Source organism: Vogesella lacus, assembly GCF_979366295.1.
The window spans coordinates 222,710-245,461 of record NZ_CEETQT010000004.1; the positions used below are offsets into that span (position 1 = coordinate 222,710).

Here is a 22,752-nt window from a genome sequence, read left to right on the forward strand (position 1 = left end):
TGGGTTCGCTATGCCGGTGAGTGACCAAGACATTGCGGCCAACCTTTATCCAGGGTTGGCCGCAATGTTTTTTTCTGTCGCGTAAAGCCGGGTTTACTGGTTTTGTCTTACCCAGCGGTGCCATTGGCTGAATAGTTCAGGGTCGAGGGCGGCGATGGCCGAGCGTTTCCAGATGGTGTCGGCCCAGTAATCGTCGGTGTTGAGGCTGGCGAGCTGGCCGCCGGCTTCTTCAAAAATCACCGTGCCGGCAGCGTAATCCCACAGCCGTTGGCCGCCGTGCAGATAGAGGTCGTAGCGGCCGGCGGCGAGGAAGCACCAGTCCAGTGTGGACGAGCCCATGCTGCGCTGGCTGCCGAAGGGGGCGACGCTGCTCATGCGGGTGGCCAGCTTGCCGGAGCGCAGGTATTTGATCTCGACCGCGGCAATCGCGTCGCCCATGCTGTTACGCGTGGTTTTCAGCGGCAGCGGGTTGCCGTTCATATAGGCACCGTGACCGCGCATGGCGTAGAACATTTCGTCCGACACCGGGTTGTAGATCACGCCCAGCTGGCTGACGCCGCGCACCATCAGCGCGATGGAGATGGCAAAGTAGGGCAGGCCGTTGACGAAGTTGGTGGTGCCGTCGATCGGGTCAACCACCCACAGGCCGTCGGGGTTGGCGTCCCACAGCGCGTCCTGTTCTTCGCGCGTCATTTCCTCGCCCAGCACCGGATGCGGCAGGATGCGCGGCAGCTCGCGCTGCAGGTAAGTCTGGCAGGCGAGGTCGGCTTCGGTAAACAGCGTGCCGTCGTCCTTGCGCGTCTTGCCGACGCGCAGGAAGCGCGGCATGACCTCGGTCTGGGCCACGGCGCGTGCGACACGGATTACCTCGTCTACCACCTGCATAATGCGCTCCTTGCAATGCCTTTTGGGGGATACCGCGCCAAAAACGGCTGGCCGGCAGCGGTTTTTCGGGCGGTGTTGCCATGCGGCTTGTGGCCGCACGGCTAAAACAAGCAAAATACCGGCATCAACCCAGACTTTCAACAAATTATGCCCAGGTTTTTCGTTGCCGGGCCGCTTGCGGCCAACCTCGAGCTGTCTCTGCCCGATACGGTAGTGCGCCATATCAATGTCTTGCGCTTGCGCGAGGGCGATAGCATCACCCTGTTTAATGGCGAGGGCGGCGAGTATCAGGCCGTGCTGCGCCAGCTGGCCAAGCGTGAAGTGCTGTGTGAAATCAGCCGTTTTGACGATGTCAGCCGCGAGTCACCGCTGTGGCTGGGGCTGGCGCAGGCGATTTCCAGCGGCGACCGCATGGAATTTACCCTGCAAAAAGGCGTGGAGATGGGCGTCAGCGTGTTTCAGCCGCTGGCGACCGAGCGCAGCATCGTCAAGCTGGCCGGCGAGCGTGCCGACAAGCGCATCGCGCGCTGGCAGGAAATCGTGGTGTCGGCCTGCGAGCAAAGCGGCCGCAATCACATCCCCGAAGTGCTGCCCATCATGAGCTACACCCAGTGGCTGCAAAGCCTGCCGCCGGCCGATGTGCATCTGATGCTGTCGCCGCTGGGCGAGAAAAAGCTGGCCGATATCGCCACCGCGCCGGCGCGCGCCTGGCTGATGGCGGGGCCGGAAGGCGGCCTGTCGCTGGCCGAAGAGCAGGCGGGGCTGAAGGCCGGCTGGACGCCGCTGCGCCTTGGCCCGCGCATCCTGCGCACCGAAACCGCCGCGCTGGCCGCCGCCAGTGCGATGCAGACGGTGTGGGGCGATTACTGCTGATTGCCCGCGCTAAAGCATGAAAAAAGCCCCGTTCAAGCGAGCGGGGCTTTTTGCTGCGGCCGGATCAGGCGATGGCGTGCAGGCCGGGCTTGTAGACCAGATGACGGTCCAGCAGCAGCTCGTCTGCGGCCAACCTTGGCTGGCTGGCCGGTGCGATGGTGCGGGCAAAGTCGAAACGTTGGCCGCGATACTCGACCCAGGCCGGAATCGGCTGGTCAAGAAAGCGGCCCAGCTGCTCGCTGGCCAGACGCACGGCCGGGTCGGCACTTTGCAGGATCAGCCCGCTGGGGATGTGGGCGATATTGTCGGCCGGCTGGCTGTCGCTGCCGGCGGCCGTGGCTTCGGGCTTGAGCGGCATGCCGCGCTTGTGCAGCTGGCGTGCGTGCCAGTTCAGCAAGAGCCGCATCAGCCAGGTCGGCAACATCACCGGATGCACCTGCTTGTTGTCCTCGAACATGCATTTCACCTCGAACTCGTGGCGGCATTGCGGGCAAGTGCCACGGGCAAGGATGAAGGCGCGGTCGACTACCATCAGGGCCACGCCATGCATATGGCCGGCCTTGGCCAGGGTTTTGCACTGCGGGCAGTGCTTGGCAAAGGTGCTGACTTTCACACCGCTGGGGAAAACCAGCGGCAGGTAGCGATCGAGGCGATCGGGCTTGAGCATGCTTCTGTACATCCGGTTCGACAAAAGAAAGCGATTATAGCGGCACTACCGTCAGGCGTTGCAGCAGATGATGGCTGGCGCCCGGCGCGATTTCGCGGCTATCCGCGCCGGCATTGGCTGTCTCGACGCAGAGAAAATGCTGCCAGCCGTCGTCGGGCAGGTCGGCTAGTGCTGCTGCGCCGGCTTGCCACGGTGTCCACACCACGGTGCTGGCCGAGCCTTCGCTGCCGATCTCGATGCGGCGCTGCCAGCCCGGATCTTGCAGGTTGAGCGCCGGTGCGCCGTTGACCACCGTGTCGCACGGGCCGCTGGCTTGCCAGTCGCCCTCGGGCCAGATCTTGTCGCCGCCGTCGAGCTTGTCCTGATAAGGCAGGCCGCCGAGGCCCTGCAGCCGAGTGTCAGGCAGGGACGATACCGCCAGATAGCTGTGCAGCGCCTGGCTGATGCGCTGCGGCTCCTTGCCGGCATTGTGGGTGCTGAGGGTGATGGCGAGGCTGCGGCCGAATTCCAGTGTCAGCGTGGATTCCAGCGTGCCGTCGTGCGGGCCGGCCAGTTTCACGGTGATGCCGAACTCGTGGCGGGCAATAGCGCTGACGCTCCACATCGCGGTACGCGCCACGCCGTGCTGCGGCCGGCTGGCATCAGTCGGGTGCTTGCCGAACCACGGCCAGCATAAGGGCACACCGCCGCGAATCGCCTTGCCGGGCACAAGGTTGGCCGCAGGCGAGAGGTAAAGCAGCGGCTTGCCGCCAGCGGGGGTGAAATCCAGCAATTGGCCGCCCTGCAGGCTGAGGGTGGCGGAAAACAGCTCATGGGTGAAGCGTAGGCCGGGTACGCCGTCTGCCAGTTCGATGGCGCGCACGCCGGCAACCAGCAGATCAGGATGGACTGGATGCGTCATGGTGTTATTCCGGTTCGGTGCACAATAGCCATAACGTAAGGCCAGTTGGGCTTTTTGACCAGAGCAATTTACAATCAGCGCCATGACAGCCAGCAAACCCGTTTCCAAGCCCCATTACCTGCGCATCCGCGATTTCATCCTCGACGGCATCAAGCAGCGCAGCTTTGCGCCCGGTGCCAAGATCCCGCCCGAGGTCGAGCTGGCGCGCCAGTTTGGCGTGTCGCGCATGACGGTGAACAAGGCGATTCGCGATCTGGCCGAGGCGGGCGTGCTGATCCGCTATGCCGGTGACGGCACCTATGTGGCCGAGCGCAAGGCCGAGTCGCCGCTGCTGGACGTCAACAATATCGCCGAGGAAATCGCGCGGCGTGGCCATGCCTATCGCGCCGAGCTGGTGTTTGTGCGCGAGGAAACCGCCAGCGACGAGGTGGCCTTGCGACTCAAGCTGGGCATGGGCGAGCCGGTATATCACTCGCTGATCGTGCACTTCGAGGACGATACCGCCATCCAGATCGAAGACCGCTATGTGAGCCCGCAATGGGCGCCCGGTTATCTGCTGAATGACTTCAGCCGCGAAACGCCGAATGCCTGGCTGATGCGCAACTGCCCGCTGACCGATGTCGAGCACACCGTCGAGGCGGTGCTGGCGGATGCCGAAGAGCAGCGGCTGTTGCAGGTGACGGCGGCCGAACCTTGCCTGCGTGTGCTGCGCCGTACCTGGTCGGGCAAGCATCTGGTGAGCTTTGCCCGCCTGCTGCATCCGGGCAGCCAGTACAAGCTGCGTTCGCAGACGCGGGTACGCAAAACTTAATTGTATATACATTTAAGCAACAAGCCCGACAACGCCACATTTCGATGTGGCGTTTTGTTTTTAAAGGTTTTTTTGCTTGTTACCGGATTAATTGTGTTGCATTGCAGCAGAAGCTTGGACTTGACCTGCGCGCATTCTTGGTCTAAATGTATATACAATTAAATCGAAGCAGCAGAATCACCATGTCCCGACCCGACCAGAGCTTGTGGATCAATGTCCGCCTCGCCACCTGCGATGCGGCCAACCCTGCGCCGTATGGCGCACTCGAAGGTCACGCCCTGTGGCTGAAGGACGGCCGCATTCATGCCGTGCTGCCGCAAGACAGCGCATTGCGCGCCTTTGCCGACGCCGGCGAGATCATCGACGGCAAGGGCCGCTGGCTGACGCCGGGCTTCATCGACTGCCACACCCATCTGGTGTACGGCGGCAACCGCGCTGCCGAGTGGGAAAAGCGCCTGACCGGCGTGCCTTACCAGCAGATCGCGGCCGAAGGCGGCGGCATCATCTCTACCGTGCGCGCCACCCGCCGTCTCGATGAAGACGAACTGGCCCTCGTCAGCCTGCCGCGCCTGAAGGCGCTGATGAAGGAAGGCGTCACCACCATCGAGATGAAATCCGGTTACGGCCTGACGCTGAGTGACGAGCTCAAGCAGCTGCGCGCCGCGCGCCGGCTTGAAGCCGCGCTGCCGGTGGAAGTGTCTACCACGCTGCTGTCTGCCCACGCGCTGCCGCCGGAATTCGCCGGCAATGCCGACGGCTATATCGACCATGTGTGCGAGGTGATCATCCCCGCTGCCGCGCAAGAAGGTCTGGCCGAGGCGGTGGACGTATTCTGCGAAGGCGTCGGCTTTTCACCGGCGCAAACCCGCCGCGTGTTCGAGGCGGCACAGGCACACGGCCTGAAAGTAAAAGGTCATGTCGAGCAGCTGTCGAATCTGCATGGCGCGGCACTGGTGGCCGAATTCGGCGGCCTGTCGGCCGACCATATCGAATATCTGGATGATGCTGGCGTCGCCGCGCTGGCCGAATCCGGCACCGTGGCGGTGTTGCTGCCGGGCGCGTATTACTTTTTGCGCGAAACGCAAAAGCCGCCGGTGAACAAGCTGCGTGCGGCCAAGGTGGCCATGGCGGTGTCGACCGACCTGAATCCGGGTACCAGCCCATTTGCCTCGATTCGTCTGGCGATGAATCAGGCCTGTGTCTTGTTCGGCCTGACGCCGGAAGAAGCGCTGCTGGGCACCACCCGCCACGCCGCCAAGGCGCTGGGTCGTGGCAAGACGCATGGCCAGCTGGCCGCAGGCTTCGTGGCCGACCTGCTGCTGTGGGACATCGAACATCCGGCCGAGATCGTTTACGGCCTCGGCACCAATCCGCTGACCCGCCGCGTGTTCCGTGGCGTGGTGCAGCACGAGGGTTAATGCAATGACTATCGACATGAGCATGTGGAGCGGCCGTATCGACGCCGCCGAGGGCGACGCCGCCCGCCGCTGGCATCAGGTGGTACAGCCCTTGGCCGCTGGCCAGCCGGCCGGCATCGCCATTCTGGGCTTTGCCTGTGACGAAGGCGTGCGCCGCAATCAGGGTCGCACCGGTGCGGTGAATGGCCCGCTGGCGCTGCGCAAGGCGTTGGCGAATCTCGCCTACCACCCGACCTTGCCGCTGTACGACGCCGGCACCGTGGTGTGCGACGACGGCGATCTGGATGCCGCACATCAAAGGTTGGCCGCAGCGGTCAGCGACATCGTCGCGGCCGGCCACCTGCCGCTGGTACTCGGTGGCGGCCACGAGACGGCCTATGGCCACTGGCTGGGTCTGGCGCGTGCCCACGCCGGCAAGCGCATCGGCATCGTCAACTTTGATGCCCACTTCGACCTGCGTACCGCGGGCGAAGCCACCAGCGGCACGCCGTTTGCGCAGATTGCCGCCGCCTGTGGCGAGCTGGGCCAGCCTTTCCGCTATCTGTGCCTCGGTGTGGCTGAAACCGCCAACACCCGCGCACTGTTCGAGACTGCGGCCAAGCTGGGTGCCGAGTGGCGGCTCGACAGCGACATGACGCCATGGCAGCTGCCCGATGCGCGTCACCAGCTGGCCGAGTTCATCGACAGCGTCGATGCCGTTTATCTGACGATTGATCTGGACGTGCTGCCTGCCGCGCAAATGCCGGCGGTGTCGGCTCCGGCCGGCTTCGGCGTCGACATCAGCGTGGTCGAGACCCTGGTGGCCAAGATTGCCCGCAGCGGCAAGCTGGCCGGTGCCGACCTTGTTGAATTCAACCCGGTTTTTGATCAGGACAGCCACGGTGCCAAAGCCGCCGCGCGTCTGGCCTGGAGCATTACGCGTCAGCTGCGGCGATAACGCTGGCCGCCTGGCTACAACACAACACCTGACACAGCGAACCCCCTAGGAGCTTTTCATGACTGACCCACGTTTTGACGCCAGCCGCGTCATCCGCGCCCCGCACGGCACCGAACTGAACTGCAAGAACTGGATCGCCGAGGCGGCCTACCGCATGGTGCAGAACAACCTCGACCCGGACGTGGCCGAGAATCCGCAAGGTCTGGTGGTATACGGCGGTATCGGCCGCGCTGCGCGTAACTGGGAATGTTTCGACCAGATTCTGGCCAGCCTGAAAGAGCTGAACGAAGACGAAACCCTGCTGGTGCAATCCGGCAAGCCGGTCGGCGTGTTCAAGACCCACGCCAACGCGCCGCGCGTGCTGCTGGCCAACTCCAACCTGGTGCCGAAGTGGGCGAACTGGGACCACTTCAACGAGCTGGATCGCAAGGGCCTGTTCATGTACGGCCAGATGACCGCCGGCAGCTGGATCTACATCGGCTCGCAAGGCATCGTACAGGGCACCTTCGAAACCTTCGTCGAAGCCGGTCGCCAGCACTACAACAACGACCTGTCGGGCAAGTGGATCCTTACCGCCGGTCTCGGTGGCATGGGCGGCGCGCAGCCGCTGGCCGCGACCCTGGCCGGTGCCTGCTCGCTGAACATCGAATGCCAGCAGAGCAGCATCGACTTCCGTCTGCGTACCCGTTACGTCGACAAGCAGGCGCGTGACATCGACCATGCGCTGGAACTGATCAAGGAACACACTGCCAAGAAAGAAGCGGTTTCCATCGCCTTGCTGGGCAACGCCGCCGAAGTGCTGCCGGAGTTGGTGAAACGCGCCCAGGCCGGCGGTATCAAGCCGGACCTGGTCACCGACCAGACCTCCGCCCACGACCTGATCAACGGCTACCTGCCGATCGGCTGGACGGTGGAACAGTGGAAAGACGCGCAGACCAAGCCGGAACTGCACGCCCGCCTCACCGACGAAGCGGCACAGAGCTGCGCGGTGCACGTACAGGCGATGCTGGACTTCCAGGCCATGGGCATCCCGACCGTGGACTACGGCAACAACATCCGCCAGGTCGCCTTCGACAAGGGCGTGAAGAACGCCTTCGACTTCCCGGGCTTCGTGCCGGCCTACATCCGTCCGCTGTTCTGCGAAGGCAAGGGCCCGTTCCGCTGGGTGGCGCTGTCCGGCGACCCGGAAGACATCTACAAGACCGACGCCAAGATCAAGGAACTGTTCCCTGACAACAAGCACACCCACCGCTGGCTGGACATGGCGCGCGAGCGCATCAGCTTCCAGGGTCTGCCGGCACGTATCTGCTGGCTCGGCCTCGGCGAGCGCCACATTGCCGGCCTCGCCTTCAACGAGATGGTGAAAAATGGCGAACTGAAAGCACCTATCGTGATCGGTCGTGACCATCTGGACACCGGCTCGGTAGCCAGCCCGAACCGCGAAACCGAAGCCATGAAGGACGGCACCGATGCCGTATCCGACTGGCCGCTGCTGAACGCGCTGCTGAACACCGCCGGTGGCGCCAGCTGGGTATCGCTGCACCACGGTGGCGGCGTAGGCATGGGCTACTCGCAGCACTCCGGCATGGTAATCGTGGCTGACGGTACCGACGCCGCTGCCGAGCGTCTGGCCCGCGTGCTGGTGAACGACTGCGGCTCCGGTGTAATGCGCCACGCCGATGCCGGCTACGAGCAAGCCGTGGCCGCGGCCAAGCGTTTTGGCCTCAAGCTGCCGATGATCAAGTAATCCGCGTGCGGCCAACTCATCAGGTTGGCCGCAGCACCCGAATACTCGTCGTGGCCAGAAACTGGCTGCGCAACAGGAAAGACCACCATGAGCACCATCACTATTACTCCGGGCAAATTCACCCTGGCCCAGCTGCGTCATATCGCGCGCAATCCGGCCGTACAGCTGGCACTGGACCCGGCTGCCCACGCCGCCATCGACGCCTCCGCCGCCACCGTGGCGCGCGTGCTGGCTGAAAACCGCACCGTATACGGCATCAACACCGGTTTCGGCCTGCTGGCCAACACCAAGATCGCGCCGGAAGAGCTGGAACTGCTGCAGCGCTCCATCGTGCTGTCGCACGCCGCCGGTATCGGCGAGCCGATGAAAGACAGCACCGTGCGTCTGGTGATGGCACTGAAGATCAACTCGCTGGCACGCGGTTTCTCCGGCATCCGCCGCGTGGTGCTGGACGCGATGATCACCCTGTTCAACAAGGGCATCTATCCGGTGATTCCACAGAAGGGCTCCGTTGGCGCTTCCGGCGACCTGGCCCCGCTGTCGCATATGAGCGCAGTGCTGATCGGCGAAGGCGAAGCCTTTGTCGACGGCGTGCGCGTACCGGGCGCGGTAGCGATGCGCTCCGCCGGCCTCGAGCCGATTACCCTCGCGCCGAAAGAAGGCCTCGCGCTCTTGAACGGCACCCAGGCATCGACCGCCTTCGCGCTGGAAGGCCTGTTTGCCGCCGAAGACCTGTACGTCGCCGCCTCGGTAGCCGGCGCGATGTCGGTCGAAGCCGCCCAAGGTAGCCGCACCCCGTTTGATGACCGCATCCATCAGGTACGCGGCCACAAAGGCCAGATCGACGCCGCCGCGCAATACCGCGCACTGCTGGGTGACAGCTCGGAAATCGCCCAAAGCCACGTCAACTGCGGCAAGGTGCAAGACCCGTACAGCCTGCGTTGCCAGCCACAGGTGATGGGCGCTTGCCTGACGCAAATCCGTCAGGCCTCCGAAGTGCTGCTGGTGGAAGCCAACTCCGTTTCCGACAACCCGCTGGTGTTTGCGGCCGACAACGACATCCTGTCCGGTGGCAACTTCCACGCCGAGCCGGTCGCGTTTGCTGCCGACAATCTGGCACTGGCGATTGCCGAAATCGGCTCGCTGTCCGAACGCCGCATGGCCCTCTTGATCGACAGCAACCTGTCCAAGCTGCCACCGTTCCTCGTCAACAACGGCGGCGTGAACTCCGGCTTCATGATCGCCCAGGTCACCGGCGCGGCACTGGCATCCGAGAACAAGTCGCTGGCGCACCCGGCCTCCGTTGACAGCCTGCCGACCTCCGCCAACCAGGAAGACCACGTATCGATGGCCACCTTCGCCGGCCGCCGCCTGCGCGATATGGCCGACAACACCGCCGGCATTCTGGCGGTAGAACTGTTGGCAGCCTGCCAGGGCGTAGACTTCCGCGCGCCGAACAAGGCAGCTGAAACGCTGGAAAGCGCCAAGGCCATGCTGCGTGCCGAGGTATCGTTCTACGACAAGGATCGCTACTTCGCGCCGGACATCGAGAAAGCCGCCGCGCTGATCTCGCGTGCCGAGTACAACCGCTTCGCCATCGACGGCCTGCTGCCGTCGCTGTAAGGGTGGGATAGCTTGCGGCCAAGGTTGGCCGCAAGGGGATGTGAAAAAGGGCAAGTCGCGAGGCTTGCCCTTTTTCTACATCTTGTTCATGCCAATCCTTGTTTCCTCCAACGTTCAAAGTGGCTACCTGGATAATTGATATATGATGGTTTGAGTTTTATTCCTAGTTCTGCTGCTGCATCAATAATTGCCTGTCTCTGGGTTTTACCACTGTTTCTTAATGCAATAGCTCGTAGTTTGAAGTCTTTCGAGTCAGTGCCCATCTCTAGATTGGGTAAACTGGTAACAGTGTCGATTTTTTCGCTATCGTCTTTTTCATGTTCAAGAGTTTTTACTATGGCCGAAGCTCGCTTGCCTAATGACCAAAGGCCAGAATCTATCAATTTCAGTTGATTAAATTGCGCAGACATAGGATTAATTCCTGCCTCTGCTAATAAGCGAAGCCACCATGCCTGATACTTTGCATATGACTCAATAGATACCCTCGTGTTGATATCAAGTGAGCCATCTGGATCTAGTGCGAAAAGGTTGTAGGCGAGTAAGACCCACCGATCAGCAATTGGGAATACTTGTGGACGCAAGCAATGCAAAACAAAAACTGGAATTACAACACTAGACCAAAGTTTGAAACGACGATTTAGATCAAGAATCAAATTAACTTCAAAGTGATTTAGTTCACGGATTAGTGCTGCCCAATTAAAAAATTCATCAGAACAAAGAATTTTTATGTGATTATCATCAAGGGTATTTGGCTTTGTGCTCTCGATCCGATAGTGTGTGTTGGATGGAAATGCAATGTAGGGGCCATTCGGATCTCGTCTGATTTTTCCATCTTTCCACGCAATAGCCCGCGATAATGCTTGGCCAAGGTCTGTAGGGGTGCTCGCACTTTGAATTTGCTCGAGCAAGTGATAGTAGACTTCTGGAGGATAGGTTCTATCGTCAAATTCCTTAGCAGCGGAATGAATAAGGTTGATTAGTAAACTCATGATGTTCACTCACTGAATGAAGTTGATGAACATTACATTCACTGAGTGAAGTATGTCAAGCCCTAATCACGTGAATGGTGACAACAATATCCGCAGCACGTAGGTTGGGCTGAATGAAATGAAGCCCAACGTTCACCGCGATTCATCATGACCAAGGTTGGCCGCATGCCGTGAGGTTTTTCGGCCAACGTCGTTTTGGGTTTTGTATCCGCTGCGCGGATGCTGGTTTTGCATGCCGGTTCCGCCCGGCATGACGGGCAGGGGGCTTGCCGCCGCCCCCTTGCACCCCGGCTCGCCTGCCGCTGCTCGAAACCCCGTGCAATCTGCTGCACCACGGGCGCCGCCAAATCGCATCGCTGAGCAAATCAAAGATTTGCACGCAGATCGCTAACGGCTCGCCACTCGGACAAGCGGCGGCTTAAAACCCGTGGCACAGCAGCTTGCCCGGCTCGCGCTGACGGGCAAGGGTGGCGTCGGGCAGGGTTTAGGCTTGCGGCCAACTTCCTTTCTGCTCGTCCCGATTAAAAACCGCTACTCACTGACGGAGCAGCCACCCGCACCATGTCCCCGTGGCGGTGGTGCTATCGGGCTGGCACAGCCTGTCAGCAGCGTTTGCCTGCACATTTCCATACAGTTTTTGATTTTATTGCCATAGTCATGGTGAGGAATGATGGCCGGCAAGGCCGTCTGGTGGTCGGGACGGTCAGGATCAGGAGGATATATGGCAGCAAGACAAGGCAGCTGGCAGCGAGGTGTGGCCGCATGGTTTCTGGCGGGTGTCACGGGCGTGGCGATGGCGGCTCCGGCATGGACGGATGCGGATTCTGATCCGCAGAAAATGGGCTGGATGCAGGGCTTTCCGCCCGCGCCGGCAAAGCTGGTGATGCAGCCGGACAGCAATTTTTTCAGCTTTCCCAAGATGCGCTGGTCGGTTTGCCATATGCAGGAGCTGTTGCCGACGCGCGAGGTGAAACGCGGGCTGGGCGCGCCACGCGCACTGCCGTATGCGCTGGATGCGGGCATTGATGGCGTGATGTTTACCCCGAGCGGGGCCAGCCAGCCGATGAGCTGGCGCGAGTCGCTGGCGGCCAACTTTACCGACGGGGTGCTGGTGCTGCATCGTGGCAAGGTGGTGTACGAGCAGTATCGCGGCTGTCTGGCCGAGGATGGCAAGCATGCGGCGATGTCGATGACCAAATCGCTGACCGGTTTGCTGGCGCAGATGCTGGTGGCCGAGGGGCGTCTAGATGAAGGAGCACGGGTGGTGGATATCGTGCCGGAGCTCAAAGGCAGTGCCTTTGCCAGCGCTACGGTGCGCCAGGTGATGGACATGACGACGGCGCTGGCTTACAGCGAAAACTACGCTGACCCGAAGGCGGATGTGTGGGCCTATGCCGCTGCGGCCAGCCCCTTGCCCAAGCCGGCAGGCTATCGCGGGCCGGTCGGTTATTTCGACTATCTGAAGACTGTGCGCCAGCAGGGCGAGCATGGCCAGGCTTTTGGCTACAAGACCGTCAATACCGATGTGCTGGGCTGGATTGTGTCGCGGGTAAGCGGCAAGGATGTGGCAACCTTGCTGGGCGAGCGGCTGTGGCAGCCGCTGGGGGCAGAGCAGGCGGCCTTAATGACGGTGGATGGCAAGGGCACGCCGTTTGCCGGTGGCGGCCTGAGCGCCGGTTTGCGTGATCTGGGGCGGGTCGGCCAGTTGCTGCTGGATGGCGGCAAGCTTGATGGCCGCGCCTTGTTCCCTGCCTCGGTGGTGCAAAGTATTCGTGCCGGCGGCGACAAGCAGGCTTTTGCCAAGGCGGGCTATCGCGCCTTGCCGGGCGGCAGTTATCGCAGCATGTGGTGGGTGTTCCATAATGCGCACGGTGCCTATGCCGCGCGTGGCGTGCACGGCCAGACGCTGTATATCGACCCGACCGCCGAGATGGTGATTGTGCGCTTTGCCTCGCACCCGCAAGCGGCCAACAGTGCCAATGACCCGACCAGCCTGCCGGCCTATCAGGCTGTCGCCGAATATCTGATGAAGCGCTGATCGGGCCAAGGCCACATTCGCTGACGTGGGTGTGGCCTTGCCTGCTTGCAGGCATCAGCATCGCGAATCCTGTCTGGGCAGAAGGCAAAGCCGCCCGGTATTGACCGAGATAAATCCCTCAGAACGTTGGCCGCAGACTGCAAAGTTTGCGGCCAACGTCGTTTCGGATTCGCCTCGGGTGTGGGCAAGGCCAGGCGCTTGCGGTGGATGCCATTCAGACAGAGCGCAGCGGATTTGGCGCGGGCGGCAGCGACCGTTTTGGCGCATTGGCAGCACAACTGTAGCCCCCGACCTTGAGTGAACGGCAAGGCCGGGGTGGCGCCTCAGTAACTGCCGGTCTGGGAGATGACTAGCGCAATCAGCAAGGCGATGCCCAGCAGGCCGACGAGGGCGACCAGCAGGCGCGTGCCGAGGCTTGAGCGCGAATAGTCGCTGATGTCTTCAGCCGGAAAGCGGCCAAAGCTCAGCAGGCGGCACAGCGGCCAACCCAGATACCACGGCAAGCGGTAGCAGCCGCAGTCAATGACCAGCCAGAACAGCAGGCGGCAGACAGCGCCGATCAGGCGCAGCACGCCTTTGACAATATCTTCGGACAGGTTTTCCATCAGACTGAACGAGGTACTGGTGCCAGTGTGCCAGCGCTGTTTGCCTCGTGATATTCCATGTGTTTTCGATGGCGAATCTTGGTGGTGGCTGGCAAATCATGTCAAGTTTAATGTCATTTTTGCGCCGGGATGGTCGGCATGGCCTGTCTGCCGGCAGTTTATGGCTGGCAGACAGGTGGTAATGATTTATCAGGCTAGCGCTTGCGCAGTTCCGGCAGCAGCGCGGCGATGATGCCGGCCAGTGGCAGCCATGCGCACAGCTGGTATACGGTCTGGATGCCGGCATGATCCGCCAGCTGGCCCAGCAAGGCGGCGGCGAGGCCGGCCACACCAAAGGCGAGACCAAAGAACAGGCCGGAAATGGTGCCGACCTTCTGCGGCAGCAGCTCCTGCGCGTACACCAGAATGGCCGAGAACGCCGACGACAGAATCAGCCCGATGATCACCACCAAAGCCAGCGTGGCGTTGAGGCCAACGTGTGGCAGCGCCAGTGCAAACGGCGCGCTGCCGAAGATGGAAAACCAGATCACGCGACGGCGGCCGATGCGGTCGCCCAGCGGCCCGCCGAGCAGGGTGCCGACGGCGACCGCCAGCAGGAAGGCAAACAGGTAGAGCTGCGCGCTGGCGGTGGGCAGCGCAAAGCGCTCGATCAGATAAAAGGTGAAGTAGCTGTGCAGGCTGGCCATATAGGTGTATTTGGTCACCACCAGTGCCATCAGCACCGCCAGCGTCTTGCGGGTGTCGGCCGGCGACAGCGGGTTGGCCGCCACGCTGGCCTTGCGCTGGGCTGCGTGCGCTAGCTGGGCGCGATACCAGTTGCCGACTTGCCAGAGCACGGCCATGGCGACCAGTGTCAGTACTGCCACCCACGCGAGGCTGCCTTGGCCATAGGGCAGGATCAACAGCATGGCCAGCAGCGGGCCGGTGGCTGTGCCGCCGTTGCCGCCGACCTGGAACAGCGACTGCGCCAGGCCCTTGTGGCCGGCCGAGGCGAGGCGCACCACGCGCGACGACTCGGGGTGGAAGATGGACGAGCCGGTGCCGATCAGCGCGGCGGCCAGCAGAAGCCAGCCATATTGCGTCGCCTGCGACAGCAACAGCAGGCCGGCCAGCGTGGACAGCATGCCCAGCATCATGGCGTAAGGCTGTGGCCGGCGGTCGGTGACGATGCCGACCATCGGTTGCAGCAGCGAGGCGGTGCACTGGTACACCAAGGTGAGCAGGCCGATCTGGGCAAAGCTCAGCGCGTAATTGCCCTTCAGCAGCGGGTAAATGGCGAGGATCAGCGACTGCATCAGGTCGTTGAGAAAGTGCGCCACACTGACGGCGCCGATCACGCGCCAGTGCGGTGGGTTAGTGCTGGCAGCAAGGTTGGCCGCAGCCGGGGCGGCGGAGGTTGCGGTGTTCATGACGGATTCCTTGTGGGGGGAAGGTCACCCATCCTAGAATCGCCATCACTGCCTGTCTTGCTGCGTACGGGCATCAACTATCGAGAAAACGGCATGTCTGCATTGATCGAAGATATCCACCCGCCACTGCTCACCAGCGCCACGCTGATGATAGGCAAGACCCAGGATTACCCCGCCGGCTACGCCACCGTGCGGCATACCCACAGCACGGCCCAGCTCTTGTACGCCATTGCCGGCGTGATGCGCGTGCTCACCCCGCGCGGGCAGTGGATCGTGCCGCCCAGCCGCGCCATCTACATTCCGCCCGGCCACTGGCACGAGGTGCATATGCTAGGCCCGGCACAGGTGCGCAGCGTCTATGTGCAACCGCACGCACTGGCCGGCATGCCGCAGCAATGTTGCGTGCTGGCAGTCACGCCGCTGTGGCGCGAGCTGCTGCTGGCCGCGGTGCGCACCCCGCCGCCGGTGCTGCCCGATACCCGCGCCGCTCGCCTGCTGGCGCTGCTGCTGGAGGAATGCGAGGTACTGGAAACCTTGCCACTGGCCTTGCCGCTACCGGATGATGACCTGCTGACGCCGCTGTGCCAGCGGCTGCAGGCGCAGCCGGACGACGAGCGCAGCAGCGAAGACTGGGCGGCGTGGCTGGGCGTGGATGTGCGCACGCTGCAGCGCCGCTTCCAGCGCGCCACCGGCATGAACTTCGGGGCCTGGCGGCGGCAGGCGCGGCTGATGCATGCGCTGGCGCAGCTGGCCGCCGGCAGACGGGTGCTGGATGTGGCGCTGGATGCCGGTTATGCCAGCCCCAGCGCCTTTACCGCGATGTTCCGCCGCCAGTTCGGCGTGGTACCCAGCGAATTCTTCAGCATCCAGCCGGCTGCTTGAGTGGCGGCCGCGCGCCAGACTCAGGCAGGCTGCCGGGTGGCGGCCAGCACGATTTCGCGGATGCAGACATTTTGCGGTGCCTGATAGGCATAGCGGATGGTGTCGGCGACATCCTCGGCGCGCAACACGCCGCCCATCTGCGCCTTCCATTCCTGATAACCCTGTTTGATGGCCTCGCTGCTGGTGTGGCCGAGCAGCTCGGTTTCTACCGCACCCGGCGCGATGGTGATGACACGGATGTCGTGGCCGGCGACTTCCTCGCGCAGGTTTTCGCTGATGGCATGCACGGCAAATTTGGTGCCGCAATAGGCCACATGGTTGGGAAAGGTCTTGCGGCCGGCAATCGAGCTGATATTGATGATGGTGCCGTGGCGGCGGGCCTGCATGCCGGGTAGCACAGCATGAATGCCATTGAGCACGCCGCCGATATTGACGTCCAGCATGCGCTGCCATTCGACTGGGTCCTGGCTGGCGACTTCGCCCAGCAACATCACACCGGCGTTGTTGATGATGGCGTCAGCAGGGCCGTACAGCGCCTCGGCCTCGGCCACGGCGGCCAAGATGGCGGCACGGTCGCGCACATCGACGGCGCGGCACAGGCTGGCGGGCAGGGCTAGCGCCTGCAACCGCTCGATACGGCGGGCCAGCAACAGCAGCGGGTGGCCAAGGCTGGCAAACAGGCGGGCGGTGGCTTCGCCGATGCCGGAGCTGGCACCGGTAATGATGATCAGAGCTTTGGTCATGACTTCTTCCGATTAATAGATAAAATGGATGACTGAGTGATGGGCAAAGTGTATTAGCCGTCATTCACACTGAAAAATGATTAATTTCTCTGTCAGGCATCGGATTTATCTATGGATATTCGCCAGCTGAAGGCCTTTGTCGCGGTATTTGAAGAGCGCAACATCACGGCGGCGGCGCAAAGGCTGCATATCACCCAGCCGACTTTGTCGGTCACCATCCGCCAGCTGGAAGACTCGCTGCAGACCAGCCTGTTCGAGCGGCAGGCACGCGGCGTCGCCGTCAGCGAGGCGGCCCGCCTGCTGTATCCGCAAGCCAGACGGCTGCTGGCGCAGGCGCAGCAATTGCAGACGCAGTTTCGCCAGCGCAATAGCTGCCTGCCGCTGACGCTGGGGGTAGAGGAGGATGTGGCCGACAGCCATATCGAGGCGCTGTTGCGCTTTGCCCGGCAGCAGGTGCCGGGCCTGTTGCTGAGCGTGCAGCCGGGTTGTAGCGGCGAGGCGAGGTTGGCCGCAGAGGAAAACCGCTGCGAGGACGAGCTGTTTTTGCCCCTGTGGGAAGAGCCTTACCAGCTGGCAGTATCGGCCGAGGCTGCGGCCAACCTGCCTGCGGCGGTGGATATCACGGCGCTGGCCGAACTGGACTGGATTACCTGCCCGGATCATCCCTCGCATCAGCGGCTACTGGCCATGCATGGCGAACACGGGGTGGCGCTGACGCTGGCGGCGCGCGCGGGCAGTTTGCGGCTGGCGAGGCAGATGGTGGCCGCCGGCCTGGGTGTGGCCTTGCTGCCGCTGTCGCTGTTACAGGGTCAGCCGGGCGTGCGGGCGCTGCCCCTGCTTAGCCCGACGCTGAGCCGGCGCATCGGCCTGTGCTATGCCGCACAGGCGCTAGACAGCCCGGCCTTGCAATGGCTGCACAAGCAGCTGGCTGGCCGGGGCATGGCTGAGCCGGTTTGAGATCGCTCAGGGCAGCAAGACGGCCAGCACGGCCATCGGTTCGCGATGATTGCTGCCGGCAATCGCCTTTACACTGTCGTTGGCCGACTGTACCTGCAAGCCTTTGCTGCGCAGGCGTGCCAGCAGGGCATCCGGCTCGCTGCGCAGCAGCGGGGCAAGCTGGCTGATTGGCGCATCCATTGCGACATTGCTGAGTTTGAAGGCAGGGTTGCCGCCACGGCTGTCACCGGCGGCGGCAAAAGCAAAGGCCAGTGCGGCCAACAGTGACAGCAAGAGCGGCAGCCATAGCTGCTTGCGCCGCAGGTAGCCGGCAAACGCCCCCCAGTTTTTCCACAGATGCAGGGCAAACGGCAGGATCAGCAGCATGCTCAGCCATTCATGCATGCTGTGAAACAGATTGCTGCCGAGGTGAAAAAACAGGGCGATGCCTGATACCGTCGAGACGATGAACAGGCCGGTGGTAAGCGGGGTAGCGTGGCGCGACAGGGCGGCTTTCATGGTAGCTCCTTGCAGATTGGCAATGCCAGGAGCTTAGTGCCGACCCTGCTGCTGGCCGGTGTCGGCATTGTGTCGGGCTGTTAAGAGTTATTGCGCGGGTGGCTGCCTTGCCAAATCCCTTAAGGATTAGGCTGGATGACGCCATTTTGCCTGCCGGTTCGCCGGCATTGTGGGCTATACCGGAATTCTGGCGTCTTGGCCGCAGGCTGGCAGGATGTCTTGTTTGCCCGCTGGGCCGCATTGTTGCAATTGTGCTTTATAAATTGTTCAATTTAAATTTAATGGATTGATTTTAAAGTTATTAATTGTAAAAATGCTGACCCTATAACGAAAACAAACAGGCAAAAGGTCGAGGATGAGAAGGTGGTGGTATTACGGCCTGTTGCTGCTGCTGGCCAGCCATGCCATGGCAGAGCAGCCATGGTTGAATGTCAGGTTTTCCAATCAGGAATATCCGCCGTATATGGGGCAGGCGCTGCCCGCTGGCGGCATCCTGTCACGCTTGGTCAATGAGGTTTTCTTGCGCGCGCAGGTCAATGTGCGCTACGACTGGTTTCCCAACCAGCGTGCCATCGAGATGGCGCGCAATGGCCAGACGGATGGTAGTCTGGGTTGGGCACCGAGCGATGAGCGCAAGCGTGATCTGCTGTTCAGCGAGCCGGTGATGCATCTGCGCATGGTGTTTTTTCAGCGCAAGGATCGCCAGCATGGCTGGCAGCATTTATCCGAGCTGGCACCCTTGCGCATCGGAGTGACGGCCGGCAATTTTTACTCCAGCGATTTCGAGCGGCTGCAGAAGAACGGTCAGTTGCAGCTGGATATCACCAGCGATGATGTCAGCAATTTTCGCAAGCTGGAGGTTGGCCGCATCGACCTGTTTCCGATGGATATGGAAGCCGGCATGCTGACCTTGCGTGCTGCTTTGCCGCCGGCGCGGGCCGAGCATATCGTGCCGCAGACCAAGGCTTTTTTTACCGCGCCATTATGCGTGGTGATCTGGCGCAAGCATCCGCAGGCGGCCGAGCTGATACAACGCTTCAATCGCGAATTACGCCGCATGCGCCAGTCCGGCCAGCTGCAAAAATTGCTGGAGCAGACCCGTCAGGAAATCTATATCGAGCAGGCGCGCCAGATCGTGCCCGGCCCCGGGCGCTAGCTTTACACCTTGAGCAGCAGGTGCTCAGCCCATGGCTGGCCGCTGCTGCTTTCTCCCTCCCCAAAAGGCTGTCATGCCTTGCCAGACTGCTGCTGGCAGGCCCGATGCCGTCTGCTTGTCGGCCGTAATTCACTCGTGATTCCCCTGTAGCCAGCCGCTAAACCAGTCCGTTCCGGGCAGGTGACGGGCAGCCGGTATGACTGCTGTCTTGTTAATTTGAACGTCATTCAATATTATCGATAGATATTCTCATTTGCGAGTGCTTGCCATACATGCCTGATTCTCTTGCTCGTTTGTTCATCATCAATGCGCTATTTACTGCCGCGATGATGGGCTTTATTACCATCATCAGCCCGCTGGTGCGCAGCCTTGGCCTCAGCGAATGGCATGGTGGCGTGATCGTGTCCTTGTCCGGCTTGTGCTGGGTGTTGACGGCGCGCCGCTGGGGGCGCTGGAGCGATCGTCGTGGCCGTTTGCCGGTGTTGCGCTGGGCGGCCTGGGGCTTTACCGCCAGCTTTTGCATGCTGGCGCTGGTGGCCGATCTGTTGCAGCTGTGGGCGTGGCCGGTGTGGCTGAGCTTTTGCGGCATCTTGCTGTTTCGCGCGCTGGTCGGCCTGAACTACGGCGGGGTGCCGACGATCTCGGCAGCGTGGATTGCCGATTGTTCTACCCCGCAGCAGCGTACCGGCATGATGGCGCGGCTGGGCGCATCCAATGCGCTGGGCATGGTATTGGGGCCGCCTTTGCTGGGCACCCTGGCCGCCTATCGGCTGACCATGCCGCTGTTTGCCGCCGCCGTATTGTGCGTGTTCGCCTGCCTGTTGCTGTTCCGCCTGCCGGCGCCGAAGCAGGAGCTGGCGACCAGCGGCAGTCAGCTGTCGTGGCGTGACAGCCGCTTGCGCCTGCCGCTATTGGCCGGCTTTCTGGCGATGACGGCGATTGTGACGGCGCAGATGTGTATCGGTTTTGTCGCGCTCGACCGTTTCGGGCTGAAACACGGCGCGGCCGCTGCCTTTACCGGCCAGACGCTGGGCATGGTCGGTTTGGCGCTGGTGCTGTGCCAGTTGCTGGTGAGTCGTCTGCCGCGCGTTGCGCCGCGCAGCTGGCTGATGAGCGGCGCGGGGCTGGCCAGTGTCGGCATGCTGCTGGCGGCCTTGAGTAGCGTGCAGGGCCTGTTCATGCTGGGCTATGTGCTGATTGCTGCCGGTATCGGCCAGGTGTTTCCGTCCATGCAGGCGATGACAGCCAATGCTGTCGCGCCGAACGAACAAGGCGCTGCCGCCGGCACGCTGGGCATGGCGCAGGGTAGCGCGACGGTGCTGATTCCGGTGCTGTGCATGGCACTGTACGAGCTGTCTTCGGCTATACCGTATCTGTTGGCCGCGATGGCGATGGCTTTGCTGGCGGGCTTCGCCTGCTGGAGCAAGCCGGCGCTGAAAGTCGCGGAAGCGAAAGCAGCAGCGTGAGCCGCAAGGAAACAGAACGCTTGATTGACAACAAGGAAAGGGAGCAGAAGATGGATGGTAATCCGGTAGGCTGGTTCGAGATTTATGTCGAGGATATGGCGCGGGCCAAAGCGTTTTATCAGGCGGTGTTCAACACCGAGCTGGCCTTGCTGAACGCGCCAGAGGGCGGGCACGAGCTGGAGATGTGGGCATTTGCCTCGGAGATGAGCCGTTATGGTGCCGGTGGTGCGCTGGTGAAGATGGATGGTTGTCCGCCGGGCATCGGTGGCACGCTGGTGTATTTTGCCTGCGAAGACTGCGCAGTAGAGGCAGAGCGGGCGTCGGCCAATGGTGGCAAGCTGTATCGCAGCAAGTTTGCGATTGGCGAATACGGCTTTATCGCGCTGATTGGCGATAGCGAGGGCAATATGATCGGCCTGCATTCGATGCAGTAAGGCGCAAGGTTGGCCGCAGTGGCCTTTGCCATGAAAAAACCGGGCCGCAGCCCGGTTTTTCTTCCGCTGTGCCTTGTGTCTGTTCATCATCCAGTGGCACGGCGTACATATCGTCTTGCCAGTCGTCCAGTTCGGCAAGCATGGCTTGTTTGCCGGCAAAGCGGGCGCTGCTGTGGCTGCGCTGATGAGCGCCGCCCTTGCGCATGATGGCGCTGTGCGCCAGCGGGTTGCGCGGTTTCAGGGTGTGCATTTTTTCTCCGTAACAAAATACCCGACAGCGGGCAAGCACAGAGCTTACGCCTGGCGGCCGGTCATGACAAATCCGTTGACGGTACCTTGATGGCGGGCGCACACTGCCAGCCTTTCCCACCGACCAGAAGGAGACTGACCATGGATAAATTGGATATTGCCACCCTGCCAGTCACGGTCGGAGCGGGTAAGACCTCTTCCTGATAGCAGCAGCCTAATCTGCTGTTACCGCGCCATCCGGCGCAAGCTTTCCCCTGCCTGACTCCCCGTGTTGACTGGCCCCGTCTTGCCAGTGCCGGCGGCTTTGTGCTGCCCGCGTTTGCCTGCTTGCAGGCTTGCTGTCGCGTGATCTCACGCCGCAGCTGACACGGATTTCCCCATGACAGAATTTGATTTTCCGCGCCTCGCGCGCATCGGTCTGACCCCGCTTTACCTGCAACAAATCCTGGCCGAGAACGCCTGCGGCCAACTTATGCGCATCAGCGCCGTGCATCGCGACAGCGTGCAATTGCACGATGGCGAACAGGAACACCTTGCACGCTTGTTGCCGGCTAGCCAGACGGCCCTGCAGCATGAGGCCGGCCTCGCGGTTGGCGACTGGGTGCTGGCGCGGCGTGATGAAGCCGGCAGCTACTGGCTGCAGCAACGCATCGCGCCGCAAACCGCGCTGCTGCGTCGTGACAGCCACGGTCAGCGCCAGCGCATTGCCAGCAATATCGACACTGCCTTGCTGGTGATGGGGCTGGATGGCGACTTCAACCTGCGCCGGCTCGAGCGCTTTGTCAGCATGGTCGTTGCCGCCGGCATCACGCCGGTGGTGGTGCTGAGCAAGGCCGATCTTTACGCGCCCGAGCTAGTGGCAGAAAGGTTGGCCGCAGTGCAGGATCGCCTTGGCAAGGCGCTCAACGTGCTGGCGCTGGATGGTAGCGCCGAGTCCAGTCGCCAGCTGTTGTCGCCGTGGCTGGGGCAGGGCCAGACGCTGGTCTTGCTTGGCTCGTCCGGGGCCGGCAAATCCACGCTGGCCAATACCCTGATCGGCGCAGCACGCCAGCTGACCGGCGCAGTCCGCAGTGACGACAGCCGTGGCCGCCACACCACGACCGCGCGCAGCCTGCACCCGTGTCAGGATGGCAGCTGCCTAATCGACACGCCCGGCGTGCGCACCCTGCAGCCTGATCTGGACGAAGACGCGCTGGCGCAGAGCTTTGCCGATATCGAGGCGCTGGCTGCCGATTGCCAGTTTCGCGATTGCCGGCATCAGCAGGAGCCGGGCTGCGCCGTGCGCGCGAGTGTCGATGCCGACCGGCTGGGCAATTATCACAAGCTGATGCGGGAAGCTCGCCGGCTGGAACAGAGCGCGCTGGAGCGCAAGGCCGAGCAGGCGGTGTGGAAGCAGCGCAGCAAGGCGATACGGCAGATCGACAAGCGCAAGGGGCGCGTCTGATGGTGGCGCGGCACCTGTTC

General features: G+C 62.3%; 22 protein-coding genes. 13 read left to right on the forward strand and 9 right to left on the reverse strand.

Annotated features, from left to right (window positions below; translation table 11 throughout):
• Positions 1-93: 93 nt before the first annotated feature.
• Positions 94-885: an inositol monophosphatase family protein gene (locus ACZ9W6_RS06825; RefSeq protein ID WP_465190342.1), complete on the reverse strand. Its 792-nt coding sequence runs from the start codon at positions 883-885 to the stop codon at positions 94-96.
• A gap of 147 nt (positions 886-1,032) precedes the next feature.
• Between ACZ9W6_RS06825 and ACZ9W6_RS06830 the strand changes: the two genes are divergently transcribed.
• Positions 1,033-1,758, forward strand: coding sequence for a 16S rRNA (uracil(1498)-N(3))-methyltransferase (locus ACZ9W6_RS06830; protein WP_465190343.1), 726 nt, complete (start codon positions 1,033-1,035; stop codon positions 1,756-1,758).
• A gap of 64 nt (positions 1,759-1,822) precedes the next feature.
• Here ACZ9W6_RS06830 and ACZ9W6_RS06835 read toward each other — a convergent pair whose 3' ends face one another.
• Together ACZ9W6_RS06835 and ACZ9W6_RS06840 are read right to left on the reverse strand one after the other, a co-directional pair.
• Entirely contained in the window at positions 1,823-2,425 is a 603-nt protein-coding gene (locus ACZ9W6_RS06835; RefSeq protein WP_465190344.1) for a hypothetical protein, read from the reverse strand.
• Between the two features lie 34 nt (positions 2,426-2,459).
• Entirely contained in the window at positions 2,460-3,326 is an 867-nt protein-coding gene (locus ACZ9W6_RS06840; protein ID WP_465190345.1) for a D-hexose-6-phosphate mutarotase, read from the reverse strand.
• An 82-nt stretch (positions 3,327-3,408) separates the two neighbouring features.
• Between ACZ9W6_RS06840 and hutC the strand changes: the two genes are divergently transcribed.
• The 5 genes from hutC (at position 3,409) to hutH (ending at position 9,862) form a co-directional block, all read left to right on the forward strand.
• On the forward strand, positions 3,409-4,137 hold the full coding sequence (gene hutC / locus ACZ9W6_RS06845) for a histidine utilization repressor (protein WP_465190346.1): 729 nt from the start codon (positions 3,409-3,411) through the stop codon (positions 4,135-4,137).
• Positions 4,138-4,319: 182 nt separating this feature from the next.
• On the forward strand, positions 4,320-5,555 hold the full coding sequence (gene hutI / locus ACZ9W6_RS06850) for an imidazolonepropionase (RefSeq protein ID WP_465190347.1): 1,236 nt from the start codon (positions 4,320-4,322) through the stop codon (positions 5,553-5,555).
• A 4-nt stretch (positions 5,556-5,559) separates the two neighbouring features.
• The gene (gene hutG, locus ACZ9W6_RS06855; RefSeq protein WP_465190348.1) at positions 5,560-6,492 is read left to right on the forward strand and encodes a formimidoylglutamase; all 933 of its coding nucleotides are present in this window, start codon (positions 5,560-5,562) and stop codon (positions 6,490-6,492) included.
• A 58-nt stretch (positions 6,493-6,550) separates the two neighbouring features.
• Positions 6,551-8,239 carry a urocanate hydratase gene (gene hutU / locus ACZ9W6_RS06860; RefSeq protein ID WP_465190349.1) on the forward strand — a complete coding sequence of 563 codons (1,689 nt, stop codon included), beginning with the start codon at positions 6,551-6,553 and terminating at the stop codon, positions 8,237-8,239.
• Positions 8,240-8,326: 87 nt separating this feature from the next.
• Positions 8,327-9,862, forward strand: coding sequence for a histidine ammonia-lyase (gene hutH, locus ACZ9W6_RS06865; RefSeq protein ID WP_465190350.1), 1,536 nt, complete (start codon positions 8,327-8,329; stop codon positions 9,860-9,862).
• A gap of 86 nt (positions 9,863-9,948) precedes the next feature.
• Here hutH and ACZ9W6_RS06870 read toward each other — a convergent pair whose 3' ends face one another.
• The gene (locus tag ACZ9W6_RS06870) at positions 9,949-10,851 is read right to left on the reverse strand and encodes a hypothetical protein (RefSeq protein ID WP_465190351.1); all 903 of its coding nucleotides are present in this window, start codon (positions 10,849-10,851) and stop codon (positions 9,949-9,951) included.
• A gap of 721 nt (positions 10,852-11,572) precedes the next feature.
• On the opposite strand from ACZ9W6_RS06870, the gene ACZ9W6_RS06875 reads away from it, so the two are divergent.
• Positions 11,573-12,889, forward strand: a complete 1,317-nt coding sequence (locus ACZ9W6_RS06875) for a serine hydrolase domain-containing protein (RefSeq protein ID WP_465190352.1) — start codon at positions 11,573-11,575, stop codon at positions 12,887-12,889.
• A gap of 323 nt (positions 12,890-13,212) precedes the next feature.
• On the opposite strand, the gene ACZ9W6_RS06880 is transcribed toward ACZ9W6_RS06875, so the two are convergent.
• Both ACZ9W6_RS06880 and ACZ9W6_RS06885 read right to left on the reverse strand, forming a co-directional pair.
• A complete protein-coding gene (locus ACZ9W6_RS06880) occupies positions 13,213-13,494 on the reverse strand; it encodes a hypothetical protein (RefSeq protein WP_465190353.1) in 282 nt (93 codons plus the stop codon).
• A 194-nt stretch (positions 13,495-13,688) separates the two neighbouring features.
• Positions 13,689-14,903, reverse strand: a complete 1,215-nt coding sequence (locus ACZ9W6_RS06885; RefSeq protein WP_465190354.1) for an MFS transporter — start codon at positions 14,901-14,903, stop codon at positions 13,689-13,691.
• A gap of 93 nt (positions 14,904-14,996) precedes the next feature.
• Here ACZ9W6_RS06885 and ACZ9W6_RS06890 point away from each other — a divergent pair, with 93 nt between their 5' ends.
• Positions 14,997-15,785, forward strand: a complete 789-nt coding sequence (locus ACZ9W6_RS06890) for an AraC family transcriptional regulator (RefSeq protein WP_465190355.1) — start codon at positions 14,997-14,999, stop codon at positions 15,783-15,785.
• A gap of 20 nt (positions 15,786-15,805) precedes the next feature.
• Here ACZ9W6_RS06890 and ACZ9W6_RS06895 read toward each other — a convergent pair whose 3' ends face one another.
• Positions 15,806-16,528 carry an SDR family oxidoreductase gene (locus ACZ9W6_RS06895; RefSeq protein WP_465190356.1) on the reverse strand — a complete coding sequence of 241 codons (723 nt, stop codon included), beginning with the start codon at positions 16,526-16,528 and terminating at the stop codon, positions 15,806-15,808.
• A 111-nt stretch (positions 16,529-16,639) separates the two neighbouring features.
• On the opposite strand from ACZ9W6_RS06895, the gene ACZ9W6_RS06900 reads away from it, so the two are divergent.
• Positions 16,640-17,485: a LysR family transcriptional regulator gene (locus tag ACZ9W6_RS06900; RefSeq protein WP_465190357.1), complete on the forward strand. Its 846-nt coding sequence runs from the start codon at positions 16,640-16,642 to the stop codon at positions 17,483-17,485.
• A gap of 6 nt (positions 17,486-17,491) precedes the next feature.
• Here ACZ9W6_RS06900 and ACZ9W6_RS06905 read toward each other — a convergent pair whose 3' ends face one another.
• Complete coding sequence (locus ACZ9W6_RS06905; protein WP_465190358.1) at positions 17,492-17,983, reverse strand: DUF4405 domain-containing protein; 492 nt, start codon at positions 17,981-17,983, stop codon at positions 17,492-17,494.
• Positions 17,984-18,338: 355 nt separating this feature from the next.
• Here ACZ9W6_RS06905 and ACZ9W6_RS06910 point away from each other — a divergent pair, with 355 nt between their 5' ends.
• The 3 genes from ACZ9W6_RS06910 to ACZ9W6_RS06920 all read left to right on the forward strand — a co-directional run bounded on the left by ACZ9W6_RS06910 (position 18,339) and on the right by ACZ9W6_RS06920 (position 21,039).
• A complete protein-coding gene (locus ACZ9W6_RS06910; RefSeq protein ID WP_465190359.1) occupies positions 18,339-19,139 on the forward strand; it encodes a substrate-binding periplasmic protein in 801 nt (266 codons plus the stop codon).
• 272 nt (positions 19,140-19,411) lie between these two features.
• Entirely contained in the window at positions 19,412-20,605 is a 1,194-nt protein-coding gene (locus ACZ9W6_RS06915; RefSeq protein ID WP_465190360.1) for an MFS transporter, read from the forward strand.
• Entirely contained in the window at positions 20,602-21,039 is a 438-nt protein-coding gene (locus ACZ9W6_RS06920) for a VOC family protein (RefSeq protein ID WP_465190361.1), read from the forward strand. The genes ACZ9W6_RS06915 and ACZ9W6_RS06920 overlap by 4 nt, the downstream gene beginning before the upstream one ends.
• Here the strand turns inward: ACZ9W6_RS06920 and ACZ9W6_RS06925 are convergent.
• Entirely contained in the window at positions 20,981-21,289 is a 309-nt protein-coding gene (locus tag ACZ9W6_RS06925; RefSeq protein WP_465190362.1) for a hypothetical protein, read from the reverse strand. The two genes, ACZ9W6_RS06920 and ACZ9W6_RS06925, sit on opposite strands and share 59 nt — an antisense overlap.
• 378 nt (positions 21,290-21,667) lie before the next feature.
• On the opposite strand from ACZ9W6_RS06925, the gene rsgA reads away from it, so the two are divergent.
• Positions 21,668-22,732, forward strand: coding sequence for a ribosome small subunit-dependent GTPase A (gene rsgA / locus ACZ9W6_RS06930; RefSeq protein ID WP_465190363.1), 1,065 nt, complete (start codon positions 21,668-21,670; stop codon positions 22,730-22,732).
• The last annotated feature ends 20 nt before the right edge of the window (positions 22,733-22,752 follow it).